The sequence below is a fragment of the Neomoorella stamsii genome, assembly GCF_002995805.1.
GTDB classification, from domain to species: domain Bacteria; phylum Bacillota; class DSM-521; order Neomoorellales; family Neomoorellaceae; genus Neomoorella; species Neomoorella stamsii.
This window is the reverse complement of the sequence record NZ_PVXL01000006.1, coordinates 32,169-47,251: the sequence shown is the minus strand read 5'-3', so window position 1 is coordinate 47,251 and position 15,083 is coordinate 32,169. Positions and strand designations below refer to the sequence as shown.

The window sequence follows — 15,083 nt, the reverse complement described above, 5'->3', positions numbered from 1 at the left end:
AAGTCATCGTCTTGTTGTTGTGGACGATGATGGAGGTTTAGTCTGCCCTCTTGGACTTCATCATAAAAAATGAAAATCTAAGAGAGCAGGCTATTTAACGAGCTAGAAGCAAATTATTGAGATAGGGATGGTGTAAGGAAAAGTATGAACTCTTCAGCTGGCGCCGGATCGTCAGATCAGGCGTGGGTCGAAGGATGGCTGGCAGTTAAAGTCTGGGGTGACCTGGCCTGTTTTACCCGGCCGGAAATGAAGGTGGAACGGGTTTCTTATCCCGTTATGACGCCATCGGCAGCCCGGGGCATCCTGGAGGCCATCTTTTGGAAGCCGGAGTTTCGCTGGCGAGTGCGGCAGATTGAAGTATTGAAGCCCATCCGGTATTTCTCCATCTTACGCAATGAAGTGAACAACAAAATGGCCGTTTCCACCGCCCGCGGCTGGGCCAGGAACGGCGGCGGCTATTATGCCGACCAGGACCGCGCCCAGCGCCATACCCTGGCCCTGCGGGAAGTAGCCTACATAATCCGTGCCGAACAGGTCATGGCCGCCCACGCCCGGGATATCCACCCGGCAAAATACCGGGACCAATTCCGGCGGCGGGTGGAACGCGGCCAGTGCTACCACCGGCCTTACCTGGGCTGCCGGGAATTCTCCGCCTTTTTCGGGCCGGTCGGTCCTGCCGATCAACCCATCAGGCACAGTGAGTATCTCGGCCGGATGCTGCTGGACCTGCAGTATAACGCTGATGGCAGCGGCGAGGGCAGGCCCGTATTCTTCAGCGCCCGCCTGGAAAACGGCATCCTCCGGGTGCCGCAAGACCTTTATAAAGAAATCGGGAGGTGAAACCGTCACATGCTCTTAGAAAGCCTGCGGGAGTATTCCACCCGCCTGGACCTGCCCCCCGTCATGTACATTAAAACCCCCATCCGCTGGTTTATCGATCTGGACAGCCAGGGTAACTTGCTGGGTTTTGTTTCGGCCACGGGGCCTGAAACCAGGGGAAAGGACCGCGGCAAAATGATGTATGCCCCGAATATAGTCCGCTCCTCAGGAGTTAAACCAAAGCTGCTCGCCGATAGGGGCGACTACGTCCTGGGCCTGGCCGATGAAAAGTCAAAGCCGGAACGGGTAAAAGAATGTCACTGGGCCTTTATCGACCTGGTACGCCAGTGCACCATTTCTACAGGTAATAAATCCGTTCAGGCGGTCCTGCGCTTCCTGGAAAACTGGGACCCTGAAGGGGCTAGACTCCCCGAGGATTTTAACCCCGGCGATAATCTAACCTTCCGGGTCGATGGCCGCCTGCCGATAGAAGATCCGGATGTACAAAGCTTCTGGGCCGATTATACCAATCCCCAGGAGGGAGAAGCTACCACCTGCCTGCTCTGCGGCCAGCTTAAAACCCCCGCCGAGCGTCACCCAGTAAAAATCAAAGGCATCCCCGGCGGGCAGACAGCAGGTATGGCCCTGGTGTCGGCCAACGCTGCCGCCTTTGAATCCTATGGCTTGCAGGCTTCCCTGATTGCCCCCATCTGCTACGACTGCGCCGAGCGTTACGGTAAGGCGGCCAATGCTTTAATTGAAGATGATGCCACCCACCTGCGCCTGGGCTCCTGTATCTACCTCTTCTGGACCCGTGAGCCCAGCAGTTTTTCCATCACCAGCCTCATTTCCGATCCCCGGCCGGAGGATGTCAAAGCCCTCCTGGCCTCAGTGTATACCGGCCGCCAGGCGGACCTTGAAGTCGACAACCTATTTTATGCTACAGCTCTAGCCCCCAGTGGTGCTAGGATAGCAGTGCGCGACTGGCTGGAAACGACCGTGGGAGATGTCAAGCGCAACCTGGGCCGCTACTTTACCTTACAGCGGCTGGTCGATGCCGGCGGCCGGGAAGGACCGCCCCTGGGGTTATTCCCCCTGGCCCTGAGCACCGTCCGGGAACCCAAGGACCTGCCACCGGCAACACCCCAGGCCATCCTGCACTTCGCCCTGAAGGGCGGTGCCCTGCCCCACTGGCTTCTCTATGAAGCCATAAAGCGGGCCCAGGCGGAAAAGGATCGTGAAAAAATAACCCGTCCCCGGGCGGCTTTAATCAAAATGGTTCTCCTCTCTCAAAAACCAAATCTAGCGGAGGGATCTGCCTTGGAAAAGCTGGACACGTCCAACCGGAACCCTGCTTACCTGTGCGGCCGTCTCCTGGCCGTCCTGGAAGGCATCCAGAGGTCTGCCCTTCCAGGGGTCAATGCCACCATTGTCGACCGTTTTTATGGGACTGCTTCCACGGCGCCGGCAGCGGTCTTCAGCAGGCTGCTGCGCGGCAGCCAGAGCCACCTGGGCAAGCTGCGCAAGGAAAAGCCCGGCCTTTACTATCACTGGCAGCAGTCCCTGGAAGCTGTTCTAAGCAACCTTTCGTCCTTCCCTCCTGTTTTAACCCTGGAGGAACAGGGTTATTTCGCCCTGGGTTATTACCACCAGCGGGCAGCCAACTGGGAAGGCACAAATTCAAAGGAAAACGGGGAGGAAACCCGGCCATAGCTCATTAAAACCTAAATGACTATCAATACAGGAGGAGATTTAAAATGACCGTTTATACCAATCCTGAAGTACGCCATGATTTTGTCCTCTTATTCGATGTCCAGGACGGCAACCCCAACGGCGATCCCGATGCCGGCAACCTGCCGCGCCTTGACCCCGAGACTATGCAGGGGCTGGTAACCGACGTCTGCCTCAAACGAAAAATCCGTGACTGGGTGGACATGACCCGCGGCAGCGAAGCTAATATGAAGATTTACGTCCAGCATCACGGCATTTTAAACGCCCAGCACCAGCAAGCCTATGACGCCATCGGGGAAAAATCCACCGGCAGCAAACAAAACCGGGAGATCGTCGACAAGGCCAGGCAGTGGATGTGCCAGAACTTCTATGATATCCGCATGTTCGGCGCTGTGATGACTACCGGCGTCAACTGTGGCCAGGTTCGGGGGCCAATGCAGCTAACTTTTGCCCGGTCAATCGACCCCATCGTTCCCCTGGACATCTCGATTACCCGCGTCGCAATCACCAGGGTTGAGGATGCCGCCACTGGCGAACAGGGCGAGGGAGGCAAGGTCACCGAAATGGGCCGCAAAGCCCTGGTACCCTATGGCTTGTACTTGGGCTATGGATTTTTTAATCCTTATTTTGCCGCCGATACCGGCGTTAGCACCGCCGACCTGGAGGTCTTCTGGGAAGCCCTGCAGCGGATGTGGGATGTGGATCGTTCCGCCAGCCGCGGGATGATGGCCTGCCGGGGACTTTATATCTTCAGCCACGCATCCGCCCTGGGCAACGCTCCGGCGGACAACCTCTTTAAACTCATCACTGTTAAACGCCGGGATGGAGTAAAAGCAGCGCGCTCTTTTGCCGACTACCAGGTGACAATCAACGAAGAAGACTTGCCGCCTGGGGTAACCCTGACACGGTTAGTGGGATAAAATTATTTGGCCTATGTTACGCCCGGCTCCAATGCCGGTGAGGATTGGAACAAAAAAGGTGGCATATATGGAAAGCACCATTCTTCCCGGTTGGGACGACAGGGATATCGTCATGGTCTCGGCCCTGGAGCACTACGCCTACTGTCCGCGGCAGTGTGCCCTGATCCATGTCGAACAAACCTTTACTGAAAATATGTATACCCTGAAAGGGCGCTTCGTTCATAATCTAGTAGACGTTGAAGGTATGGAGATGGAGGGTGGGGTGCGCATTGAACGCGCCCTGCCCATCTGGTCCCTGCGCCTGGGCCTCATCGGCAAGGCCGACGTGGTTGAATTTCACGGCAATGTTCCCTATCCCGTTGAATATAAACATGGCCCCAGGCGCAAGCACCGGCATGATGATTTGCAGATCTGTGCCCAGGCCATGTGCCTGGAAGAAATGACCGGCAAGCAGGTCCCCAGGGGAGCTATTTACCATCATTTATCCCACCGGCGAAGGGAGGTTACTTTTGATAGCCATTTAAGGGAACAGGTGGAAGCGGCAATTATCCAGATCCGCATGATGCAGCATAGTAATATCCTCCCCCCACCTGCCGCCGATGAGCGTTGCCGGGGATGTTCTTTACAGGACTCCTGCCTACCGGAGATAAAGGAGAAAGGGCGGTTGCGCATGCTCCTACGTGAATTATTTAAACCTGAAGGTGATACTTGAAACGTACATCACATCGACCATTTGTTAATCCCCAACAACCCAAAATTGTGTAAGGATTGAAGACAAACAATGCATATCCTGTTAAACACCCTGTACCTTATGACACCGCGTACCCTGGTGCGCCTGGATCACGAGACGGTAAAAATCGAGGTAGAAGGGGAATTAAAAATGCAGGTTCCCCTGCACCACCTGGGCAGCATCGTCTGTTTTGGTGATGTTACTCTTACCACACCTTTAATAATGCGGTGTGCCGAGGACAAACGCTTGATTGTCTTTCACGATCAGCATGGCCGTTTTAAAGCCCGCGTGGAAGGCCCGGTGTCAGGGAATGTTTTTCTCCGCCGTGCCCAGCATGAAGCCCTATCTGATAGTAAAAAAACAAATGCCATTGCCAGGAATATCGTCGCCGGAAAAATCCGCAACACCCGGCAGGTTGTTCTACGCGGTGCCCGGGAAGCCGATAATGAAGACGACAGGAAGGCCCTCCAGGAAACAGCCCGCGAACTGGCTCACGGACTGGAGGCCCTGTCACGTTCCCCCGATCTGGAGCAAATTCGTGGTATCGAAGGAAATGCCGCCCGGCATTACTTCGCAACTCTTCATCGCATGGTCAGGGTTAACCGCGAAGCCTTTAAAATCACCCACCGTAACCGGCGGCCGCCCCTGGACAGGATGAACGCTTTATTATCCTTTATCTATTCCCTCCTGCTGAACGATTGTCTTAGCGCCGCCGAAGGTGTAGGGCTCGATCCTCAGGTTGGGTATCTCCACGTCCTTCGTTCGGGGCGACCGGCTTTGGCTTTGGACTTGATGGAGGAGTTTCGATCAATCCTGGCCGACCGTTTGGCCCTTACTTTAATCAACCGCCGCCAGGTAGTTGAAGGGGATTTTGTCGAACGCCCTGGAGGCGCCATGCATATTAATGACAACGCCCGGAAAGAAATTGCCATTGCCTACCAGAAACGTAAGCAGGAAGAAGTACTTCATCCCGTCCTGAATAGAAAGGTGCCCCTGGGTCTGGTGCCCCACATCCAGGCCCGTTTACTCGCCCGTGTCCTGAGGGGGGATGCTGAGGAATATTTGCCCTTTATGTACCGGTAAATATATAGCTTTAAGTGTGGTTGTAGCGCCTGGCTCCCATGCTGGGCGAAGGTTGAAACTTAAGTGTGGTGCAGGTAACATGTATATCCTAATAACTTATGATGTTTCTACAGAATCAGAAGCAGGTAAAAAACGCCTGCGTAAAGTTGCCCAGGTTTGTAAAGATTTTGGCCAGCGGGTGCAAAAGTCCGTTTTTGAGTGTTCGGTCAACGAAGCTCAGTTTGAACAGTTAAAGCACCGGCTCTTGCAGTGTATCGATGAAAAAAGCGATAGCCTGCGGATTTACCGGTTACGCGAACCCCCAAAAAAATACATCCAGGAGTATGGCGTCAACCTAACGATTGATTTTGACGCCCCCCTGGTTTTGTAAACCCGCGAACATATAGCAAGGGGTAAAAGACCGGAAGGTTCGCGATCTTTGGGAATCAAGGCCTGAAGCTAATTTTAGAGGTGAAGCATAATGGAGTATTCTAATTCAGTCATCAGGTTCGCGCAGAATAGTAATATAGGGGTTGTCTGCCAAGGGTTTTAGCGCGAACTGTTGCGCCCGGCTCCCATGCCGGGCGAGGATTGAAACGTTTTCGATTTAAACATGCCGCAGGACCGGGCGAGTTGCGCCCGGCTCCCATGCCGGGCGAGGATTGAAACTCCTGTACCAGGGCCTTTGTCTGCTCAGCCCGTTCGTTGCGCCCGGCTCCCATGCCGGGCGAGGATTGAAACATGATCTAAGCCGTTATCAGACCAGGCCCTCTTTGGGGTTGCGCCCGGCTCCCATGCCGGGCGAGGATTGAAACTTCGCCTGGTTTGGTGCTACCTCAAGCCAGGGCACCGTTGCGCCCGGCTCCCATGCCGGGCGAGGATTGAAACCGCCCGGCTTGCTCCACGGTACGGCGGTCTATCCGTTGCGCCCGGCTCCCATGCCGGGCGAGGATTGAAACCACAGAAGCTTTTGGTTGTAGCCGCCACTCTCGATGTTGCGCCCGGCTCCCATGCCGGGCGAGGATTGAAACACCCTTGAGCGGGCAGAAAGCCTGGGCGTTCCTGCGTTGCGCCCGGCTCCCATGCCGGGCGAGGATTGAAACGTTTTCGATTTAAACATGCCGCAGGACCGGGCGAGTTGCGCCCGGCTCCCATGCCGGGCGAGGATTGAAACCACAGAAGCTTTTGGTTGTAGCCGCCACTCTCGATGTTGCGCCCGGCTCCCATGCCGGGCGAGGATTGAAACACCCTTGAGCGGGCAGAAAGCCTGGGCGTTCCTGCGTTGCGCCCGGCTCCCATGCCGGGCGAGGATTGAAACGTTTTCGATTTAAACATGCCGCAGGACCGGGCGAGTTGCGCCCGGCTCCCATGCCGGGCGAGGATTGAAACTGCCGGGTTTCGGGCCGGGCTCCCGGCAAGACAAGTTGCGCCCGGCTCCCATGCCGGGCGAGGATTGAAACTGCCGCGTAGAATATATACCCGCAAAGGTCGATCCGTTGCGCCCGGCTCCCATGCCGGGCCGAGAAAAGAGCAACCCATTTCGCTGGATGCAAGAATTAACGATACCAAAAGAAGCCAGGGTTGGGTAAGTTGATGTGGGAGAAATGAACATGATAAAAGCATTTGAAACAATAATAAATCCTAAACCGGCGCAATGACAAATATAGCTTTCACTCGCGCCTCCTCCCGCCACACTTCTATATACAATCTCTCATTAGCGTCATGGCCGGCGTCCAGCACCGTAACCACCCGGGCAGAAAATACCTCGCCGGCGGCATAGCGAGCGGTAAGAATGGCAGCCAGCCCGGAACGGAGGTAACCAAGCTGAGCACCCCAGGGTGAAAGGACGGCGACAGCATGGGGGTCGTGCTTGTTTCCCGGTTCCAATGCCAGGAAGACCGGCATCCCGCCCTGGAGCTTATCAACTTCCTGCAGGCGCTCCCCATAGCGCAGACCTACGACGCGGGTGATGAATCGCCCTGCAGTAGCAAAATATTGTTGCACCTCCAGGCCCGCCGGGCCTAAAATGCTCCCCAGGGCAAACAGCAACTTCCCCTCTAGGCGAAAGGAGTTGTGGTAAAGTTCGGCGGCAGTATTCATCAACAGATCACGGCTTACGAGTTCAGTCAGGAGTTCCACGGCCGCGGGGTGCCAAAACGCTACATGTTCCAGATGGTGGATGCCGGCCCACAAAGCCCCCTGGCGCAGGTGATAAATTCCCTGCAGCAGGACCATCAGGTCGCTGCCGTCCCCCGGCCAGCGGTCCAGATAACCGAGCCCGGCAACGATCTTTAACAATTTAAGCACCCAAATCACTCCTGCATAAACGATATGACCTTTTCTTAAAAGACCTGCTCCTAATATAAACCCCATCACCGCCAAATCCTGTCGGCCACATATGTTCACCCCCTAACTTCCCGGTGAAGGAATCACCGGGAATATGGCGAATAATGGATAATAAGGAAATTTTGTAGGGGGCATATAGTTTTGAGCCTGGTCCTCAAGAAAAATAAAAGGGGCGTCAGCAATGTCGGCCGCCAGTCCCTGGCGCGCATCTACGCCATCCACCGCTGGATCGCCGCCGGCCGCTACCCCAACGTGGCCTTTATTGCAGAACGCCTGGAGGTTTCCGCGCGGACGGTAGAAAGGGATATCCAGATTCTCAGGGATTTTTTCGGAGCACCTATCGTCTATGACAGCTGGCACAGGGGTTACCGCTACGATAAAACCTTCAGCCTGCCCCCCATCCAGTTGACTGAAGGGGAACTCCTGACCCTATACCTGGGCCAGCGGCTGTTAAGCCAGTTCGGCGGCACCCCTTTTAGCCGGATAGTCCAGGGTGCCCTGGCCAAACTGAAAGCAATGCTGCCGGAGAAGTTAATGGTGGACCTGGACCTGCTGGATAAGGATATTTCCTTTGCCGTCGCGGCTTTACGCGGTGACGCCGAGAAACTGGCCGTCCTCTACGCTGATCTCTGCCGGGCCATCCAGGATAACTGCTCGGTACAAATAACATACTATACGGCCAGCCGGGACGCCGTCACCGAGCGCTTGATCGACCCCTACCACCTGCGCTTTTATCAGGGCGCCTGGTACGTCATCGCTTACTGCCATTACCGCCGAGAAGTACGTCTCTTTGCCCTGGACCGCATCCGGCAGTGGCAGGTGACAGAGCGCAAATTCGAAGTGGCGGCTGATTTTTCCCTGGAAGCCTACCTTCAGAATTCCCTGGGCATAGAGCGGGGGCCGCAGGTATACGAGGTCATCATTCGCTTCCACCGCGACCAGGCGCGCTGGATCAAGGAGCGCCAGTGGCACCCCGGCCAGGTAATGGAAGAACTGCCCGATGGGAGCCTGGTGTTAAAAATGCACCTCAGCGGCCTGCAGGAAGTGAAACGCTGGGTGCTGGGGTTCGGTGGCCGGGCGGAAGTCCTGGCCCCCCCGGAGCTACGCCGGGAAGTGGGCCGGGAAGCAAAAGAACTGGCTGGACTGTACGGCCATATTTAGGAGTAATTGTGATGGCATGCCGGCTCCCGGCCCTGGCCCTGCAGTAGCCCTGGCTCAGGGCGAGAAAAAAAACTGTATGCTAACACTATGTTAAATTATTGTTAAACTTTATAAAATTATTGCCTGCCGGTAATAATATGCTAAAATAAAAACGCAATCCAAACAGGGAGAAGGAAGGTTTAATGCCCCATATCCTGGCTATCAACGGTAGTCCTCGGGGGAGGGAAAGCAACAGTGATCGCTTGCTGCAGCCCTTTCTGGGCGGGGCGCGTGAGGCGGGAGCAACTACCGAAACTATTTACGTTACAGATTTAAAGATCAATGATTGCCGTGGCTGCTTTACCTGCTGGACCAGCACCCCCGGCCGCTGTGTCTTCCGCGATGATATGCCGGCGGTGCTGGAAAAGATCAAAACAGCCGATATCCTGGTCCTGGCCACACCCCTGTACCATTTTGGAATGACGGCGCGGCTGAAACGCCTCCTGGAGCGTACCCTGCCCCTGGCCGATCCCCATATAATCAAAGCGGGGGACCACTATACCCATCCCCGCCGGGGCGATTTCCACGCCGGCATGGTGCTCATAGCTAACTGTGGTTTCCCGGACCGGGTTCATTTTTCCGCCCTGGAGGAGCATATGCGCCAGTTAACCAAGGACCGCCCGCAAAGCCTGCTGGCCAGCATCCTCTGTGCCGGGGGAGAAATACTGGGCCATGGCGGCGCGGCTTTCGACTGGTATTTTAAGGCCCTGCGCCAGGCGGGAAGGGAAATAGTCGAGCAGGGGCATTTAGCGGCGGAAACAGCGGCTATCCTGGCCCGGGAACTGGTTCCCCGGGAGATGTACCTTAACATGGCCAACGCCTACTGGGATAGCCGGATTAAAGGAGAGGCAGGAGACCTCGCCATTAATGCGGACAAGGATATTACTGCTGGAAGCACCCGGCCCTCGCCGGCAATAAATAACTCCCGCCCAGGAGGCCCTGGCGGTAGCGGGGCTCCGCCGCGTAACTGCCGGGAAGCTGTCCTGGGGATGGCGGCCGCCTTTAACCCGGCAGCAGCCGGGAACCTTAAAGCGGTCCTCCAGATAAACTTGAGCGGCAATGGCGGCGGTGATTACTATTTGATCATTGCGGGCGGCCGCTGCACAGTTCATGAAGGCCGTTCCGCAGAAGCGACGACAATCATCAACGCCCCGGCCGATGTCTGGCTGCGTATCGCCAGGGGAGAACTGGATGGAGCAGCGGCCCTGATGCAGGGCCTTTACCAGGTTACCGGCGATTTCAGCCTGATGATGAAAATGAACGATCTGTTTTCCGGCCCTGAGCCCGGGAAGCCTGTCCTTACGCGCCCGGCAGGACCTCTCCCCATAACCGGGATGGCCTGGCTGTCGGTAGCCTTCCTGCCCTGGACCCTTAACTGGCTCGGAACAGGCCTGCATTTAAACCCTGCCTCCAGCTGGATCGCACCGGCTCTGCTGGCCCTGCTGATCTGGCTTTACCGCCGTTTCTATAACCGGCCTACCTGGATGGAGAGCGTCACTTGTGTCTATTTCCTGGTTACTGGCCTTCTAAACCTGGCCGGTAAAGCCCTGCCGGCTGTAGCTACCGACTTTTGCGGTCACATGGTCCTGGGGGCCGCCTGGTTGGCCACCCTGGCCACGGAGGAACCCCTCACAGCAGCCTATTCCCGCTGGAATTATCCCGCCGGCCTGGCCACCAACCCTCTTTTCCTGCGGACCAACGCCATTATTACGGCCGTTTGGGGCGAGTCCTTCCTGTTCATGGCTGTTACAGCCCTGGGGACAGCCTTTATGCCGGAGCAAAAACCTTTATGGCTGACTTTGCGCTATATCCCCCTCATCCTGGCTGGTCTTTTTACGGCCTGGTTTCCTAACTGGTACCCGGCCCATGTAGCTGCCGGCGGTAAAAAAGCGTTTTAACTTGAAACAAGGTCCCGCTGCTTAAAGCGGCAGGACAGGTGGAGTTGCGCCCGGCCCCATGCTCTCTTGCTCCACCCATTTGCGGTGCTCCAGCATGGCCTGCAGCAGGGGGGCCAGGGGGGCGTAAGCCGGGTCCTCAACCAGGTGCTGGAGCCTGGCAGCATACTTGTCGCCGGGAGCTAGGACCTGGCGCAGCCTATAGATCCGCTCCGCCCTGGGCACCAGGCCCGCCAGCTCATAGGCCCGGGGGATGGCGTCAAAGTTCAAATATACCTTTTCCACCTGGCGGCCTTCCTGGAAGCGGGGCCAGGTGACCTCCACCACCCCGGCAGCTGCCAGTTCGGCCAGCACGGCGTGGATGGCCTCCCTTTTGCGGTGGTCCATCTCGTCAAAATAATCGCCGGCCAGGGGGCTCTTCTTCATAGCGAACTGGGGCCGCTGTTTACCCGAGGTGCCGGTTTGAAAGGAGCGGCTCCCTTCTTATTTACTGATGAGCAAAGAGAGAATCCTGTACCGGTACTGCGCGTGCAGGTCCCTGCCCGTCCCGGCCATTCCCTACACCCCCTCGCCGCGGCCGGCCAGAAGGCGGGCCGGGGAGAAAAAATTCCAGAGGTACTTGAAGCCGCAGCCACTTCTCCGAGTTACTACTGGCATTACGCCAGTAAAGGCAAAAATGGCCGTCACGATAATCTACCACGAGCGGGACAACGCAAAAATTCCCTGTCGGCGAGGATTTTCCTGCCGACAATAGAAATTTCACTTTAAATTAAGAACATACTGCAGCACTGAAACACAAACTGCCACCAGAAACAATACGCATCCCTGGCATATGAGTAGTCTACATATTATGAAATCCGATAAGGAAATTCGAATTATAATAGATAACGCGATTTTTTACCGCCCAATAGATGTTCTATCAGTATTATAGGAATTCTCCTTGCCCTGATCGGGATGGCAGCTTATAAGCTTAACCCCGGTGGAATAAAGGACCCGGAAATGATTTTGCCCTATTATACGGTCCAATTATTCCCTAAGTGGGTAGCAGGTATTATCTTGGGGGCATTATGGGCTGCAATTTTGAGTTCTGCAGATTCTTTTTTAAATGCTGCCACAACTCTACTTGGCAACGACATTTGGTTCAGAGTTATAAAAAGAGGCGAAAGGTCCAAAACGTTGCTAACTGTAATCGGCATCGGTACGCTTTTAATAGCATGGTTAGTGCCCAGTGTAATTAAATTGTTCATCTGGGCTCTTTTCTTTTTGGACCAGTATCATCGATATCAGCAATGGTTGGGGCTTTCTCGTCCTTACACCTTGTTCCCACGAGAGGTGAGGATTGGACGGGCGGCGGGTCACTTCCGCTCTCCCCCCTGTTCGTGATATAATGCTACTGTGATCCTTTTTCTTTAAAATAGATTAGGAGTGCGCTTTAAAAATGCCTGCTCTAAATGAACACCAGCGCCGTCATATTATAGAACTACTGGAACAGGGCGCCGATCTGCCTGCCGATTATAAAAACCTGCTTTTCCCCCCCGAGCGCCAGGAATATGAACTCGTTTACGCCGGCAAGGAACGCGAGGAAGACATCCTGACCGAAACTATGGCCGTGCCCCTGCAACCTGTAAAGACCTTTTTTACTAATGGTCATAACGATGATTGGTGTAATATGCTCATTTTTGGCGACAACTTGCAGGCGATGAAAAGCCTCTTACGATGGAAAGAAACGGGCAGGCTGGCCAATGCGGACAATTCCCCCGGGGTCAGGTTAATTTATATCGACCCGCCTTTCGCCACCAGGCAGGAATACAGAAGTACGCAGGAAGAAAGGGCATACCAGGACAAGCTGATCGGAGCCAGGTTTATCGAGTTCCTGCGTAAAAGACTGGTCTTAATGAAGCACCTGTTAGCCGACAATGGCAGTATTTATGTACACCTGGATGAGAAAAAAAGTCACTACATAAAAGTAATAATGGATGAAATCTTCGGGGAAGGCCGCTTCCAGCGGGAAATCATCTGGCGGATCGGCTGGCTTTCTGGTTTTAAGACGCAGGCCAAAAATTGGATAAGAAATCATGACGTTCTCTTTTTCTATACAAAAAGTGACGACTTCATCTTCAACAAGATTTACCTGCCTTATCCTGAGGGTTATACCAGGCGCGATGGCTCCCCACCTGAGGGAGCAGGTTATCCTGTAGAGGACACCTGGAACTGCTATGAACTGGATCACCTTGATTCTATTCAGATTATGAGCTTTTCCGGGGAAAAGACGGGTTTTCCTACGCAAAAAAATGAAAACCTGCTCGAACGCATTATTCGCGCTTCCTCCAACCCGGGAGACATAGTGCTGGATGCCTTTGCCGGTTCCGGCACTACCCTGGCGGTTGCGGAAAAACTGGGACGTCGCTGGATAGGTATCGACTGCGGCAAGCTGGCTATCTACACCATCCAGAAACGCCTGCTGACCCTCAAAAAAGAAATCGGCAACAGGGGTGACCCCATTACTCCCAAACCCTTCATCCTATATAACGCCGGCCTGTATGATTTTTCCCAGCTCAAGCGCTTGCCCTGGGAAGAATGGCGTTTCTTTGCCCTCCATCTTTTTCAGTGCCGGGATGAACCCCACATCGTGGGCGGGGTACAACTGGACGGTTACCTTGGGGCCGACGACGTTCTGGTCTTTAACCACCTCCTCGGCGGCGGGGCAGTGCTGGATCATGGGTTTATCGACGATTTGCATGAACAGATCGGCAGCAGGCTGGGTTCGCGTTTTTTCATCATCGCCCCGGCAGCGAGCGTGACCTTTCTGGAAGATTATATCGACAGGGGTCAGACGCGCTACTACATCCTGCGCATCCCCTATTCTATAATCAATGAATTGCACAACCGTAATTTTCATGCTATTACCCAGCCCTTGAACGAAAACCAGGTCAATGAGACGGTAGAGGCAGTGGGCTTTGATTTCATCCGATTGCCTGAGGTCCATTGCGAATACCTGGTCAGAGCAGGGGAAGGGGATCAGGTCAGCGAAGCGATCATCCGGATCCTTACTTTCAAAAGTAAAGCTATGGTAAAAGGAGCGTCACAAAAAGGCAACCGGGAAACCCTTTCCATGGTCATGGTGGATTACGATTACGATGGGGAGGTCTTTGCCCTTGATGCCGTTTTTTATGCCGACAAAATTGAAAGGGATGGCTGGGAGGTGCGGATGCCGCTGGCCTCCCTGGGCGACCGGGTGATGATCATCTATGTGGATATCTATGGCAATGAGTACAGGGAGATTAAAATACCGGGAGATTTTCACCCCCCGGCCTGCGGAGGTAGAGGCAGGTGAACATCCAGCACACCTATCGCAATCAAGACCTGGTCCTGCGGGTTAGCCCCAGTATTAATCCCGGTTGCTTCGACATTTCACGTTACGAACCTTTTCTGGATGCCCTGTGCGGCACGCGGGAGTACCAGAAGGAAGCTATCCGGGTTACCCTGCGCTACCTGCTAGGCGGGCGGTACGCTAATTTGCGTTCCCTGGCGGAAGAGAATTATTACTCGAATGAGACACTGCAGGAAAGATATGGCTCTTTCAGGGAAATGGAACGCCACCTCCAATTACCAGATCAGCTTTCCTGCTCCCTTGACCTGGCCACCGGCACCGGCAAAAGCTATGTAATGTATGGTATCGCGAGGATTATGTTAGCGGAGGGCGCCGTGGATCGTGTGCTGACTCCCGGTAACCCTGGAGCCGGCGCAAAAAAAGCTGCAAACCGCGGTGGGGGAAGCCGCCGGTATATACTACTAAGCCAGCAGGGCCCCCAACCGCTAGATCCCGGTCCCCTTCCCTTTCCCGACTTGGTACAGCCAGCTCACTTACACCCTGCACAACCTGATAGTAACTGGTCAAATTCTCCACCAGGAGAACCCAAGGGGCGGTAACGGCCGTTATCTCCATGACCCGCACCGTATGGGCGGCTAGGCCCACGCCGCCCGGAAGTTCCCCCACATTGACGGCGGTCCCTCCCACCCGGAAAGTAAAGGGTCCGGCCACCAGCACCATTTTGGGGTTATCGGTCAGGCCGACGCTGTCCAGATATTCGGCGTCGGTTTCATATTCCTCCGGGCCGTAAGACTTGAGGATGGCCAGCAGCCGCTTTTTCACCCTCTGTTCGAAGGCCTTGGAATCCCCCAGGACCCGCTGGCTGAAGACACGCTCCGGTGTACTGTCCTCCAGCTCCGGCAGGGCCAGGAGTACCTTTAACAGTTCCTCGTAGCCGTCCAGGTCCTCCAGGTCCAGGCCGGCGGTCTTTCGCTCTCCTAAGGCCGCGTTAACCCCGGCCCACCAGCCGCGCACCCACTCCCAGGGGTGGGTAGCCAGGGGAGCTAGGA

At 55.3% G+C, this 15,083-nt stretch carries 13 protein-coding genes and 1 CRISPR repeat array; of the genes, 11 read left to right on the top strand and 2 right to left on the bottom strand.

Annotated elements, in window-relative coordinates:
• The first annotated feature begins 144 nt into the window (after positions 1-144).
• The 6 genes from cas5c (at position 145) to cas2 (ending at position 5,653) form a co-directional block, all read left to right on the top strand.
• On the top strand, positions 145-840 hold the full coding sequence (cas5c, locus tag MOST_RS00680; protein ID WP_054937333.1) for a type I-C CRISPR-associated protein Cas5c: 696 nt from the start codon (positions 145-147) through the stop codon (positions 838-840).
• 9 nt (positions 841-849) lie between these two features.
• Entirely contained in the window at positions 850-2,532 is a 1,683-nt protein-coding gene (gene cas8c, locus MOST_RS00675; RefSeq protein ID WP_054937332.1) for a type I-C CRISPR-associated protein Cas8c/Csd1, read from the top strand.
• A gap of 44 nt (positions 2,533-2,576) precedes the next feature.
• Positions 2,577-3,470 carry a type I-C CRISPR-associated protein Cas7/Csd2 gene (cas7c, locus tag MOST_RS00670; protein ID WP_054937331.1) on the top strand — a complete coding sequence of 298 codons (894 nt, stop codon included), beginning with the start codon at positions 2,577-2,579 and terminating at the stop codon, positions 3,468-3,470.
• Between the two features lie 67 nt (positions 3,471-3,537).
• Positions 3,538-4,182: a CRISPR-associated protein Cas4 gene (gene cas4 / locus MOST_RS00665; RefSeq protein WP_054937330.1), complete on the top strand. Its 645-nt coding sequence runs from the start codon at positions 3,538-3,540 to the stop codon at positions 4,180-4,182.
• 69 nt (positions 4,183-4,251) lie between these two features.
• Complete coding sequence (gene cas1c / locus MOST_RS00660) at positions 4,252-5,283, top strand: type I-C CRISPR-associated endonuclease Cas1c (protein ID WP_054937329.1); 1,032 nt, start codon at positions 4,252-4,254, stop codon at positions 5,281-5,283.
• 79 nt (positions 5,284-5,362) lie between these two features.
• Entirely contained in the window at positions 5,363-5,653 is a 291-nt protein-coding gene (cas2, locus tag MOST_RS00655; RefSeq protein ID WP_054937328.1) for a CRISPR-associated endonuclease Cas2, read from the top strand.
• 170 nt (positions 5,654-5,823) lie between these two features.
• Positions 5,824-6,722: direct repeats of the CRISPR family, unit length 37 nt; unit sequence GTTGCGCCCGGCTCCCATGCCGGGCGAGGATTGAAAC.
• A 181-nt stretch (positions 6,723-6,903) separates the two neighbouring features.
• Here the strand turns inward: cas2 and MOST_RS00650 are convergent.
• The gene (locus tag MOST_RS00650) at positions 6,904-7,569 is read right to left on the bottom strand and encodes an HIRAN domain-containing protein (protein ID WP_054937584.1); all 666 of its coding nucleotides are present in this window, start codon (positions 7,567-7,569) and stop codon (positions 6,904-6,906) included.
• A gap of 180 nt (positions 7,570-7,749) precedes the next feature.
• On the opposite strand from MOST_RS00650, the gene MOST_RS00645 reads away from it, so the two are divergent.
• Positions 7,750-8,769: a helix-turn-helix transcriptional regulator gene (locus MOST_RS00645; protein ID WP_054937583.1), complete on the top strand. Its 1,020-nt coding sequence runs from the start codon at positions 7,750-7,752 to the stop codon at positions 8,767-8,769.
• Between the two features lie 182 nt (positions 8,770-8,951).
• Positions 8,952-10,706 carry an NAD(P)H-dependent oxidoreductase gene (locus MOST_RS00640; protein ID WP_054937582.1) on the top strand — a complete coding sequence of 585 codons (1,755 nt, stop codon included), beginning with the start codon at positions 8,952-8,954 and terminating at the stop codon, positions 10,704-10,706.
• A 21-nt stretch (positions 10,707-10,727) separates the two neighbouring features.
• On the opposite strand, the gene MOST_RS00635 is transcribed toward MOST_RS00640, so the two are convergent.
• Positions 10,728-11,129, bottom strand: a complete 402-nt coding sequence (locus MOST_RS00635; RefSeq protein ID WP_054937581.1) for a hypothetical protein — start codon at positions 11,127-11,129, stop codon at positions 10,728-10,730.
• Positions 11,130-11,165: 36 nt separating this feature from the next.
• Here MOST_RS00635 and MOST_RS17100 point away from each other — a divergent pair, with 36 nt between their 5' ends.
• The 3 genes from MOST_RS17100 to MOST_RS00625 all read left to right on the top strand — a co-directional run bounded on the left by MOST_RS17100 (position 11,166) and on the right by MOST_RS00625 (position 14,037).
• Positions 11,166-11,471: a hypothetical protein gene (locus tag MOST_RS17100; protein WP_161952782.1), complete on the top strand. Its 306-nt coding sequence runs from the start codon at positions 11,166-11,168 to the stop codon at positions 11,469-11,471.
• A 186-nt stretch (positions 11,472-11,657) separates the two neighbouring features.
• A complete protein-coding gene (locus MOST_RS18380; RefSeq protein ID WP_083476751.1) occupies positions 11,658-12,086 on the top strand; it encodes a sodium:solute symporter family transporter in 429 nt (142 codons plus the stop codon).
• 55 nt (positions 12,087-12,141) lie between these two features.
• Positions 12,142-14,037, top strand: coding sequence for a DNA methyltransferase (locus tag MOST_RS00625; protein ID WP_054937580.1), 1,896 nt, complete (start codon positions 12,142-12,144; stop codon positions 14,035-14,037).
• Positions 14,038-15,083 lie beyond the last annotated feature (1,046 nt).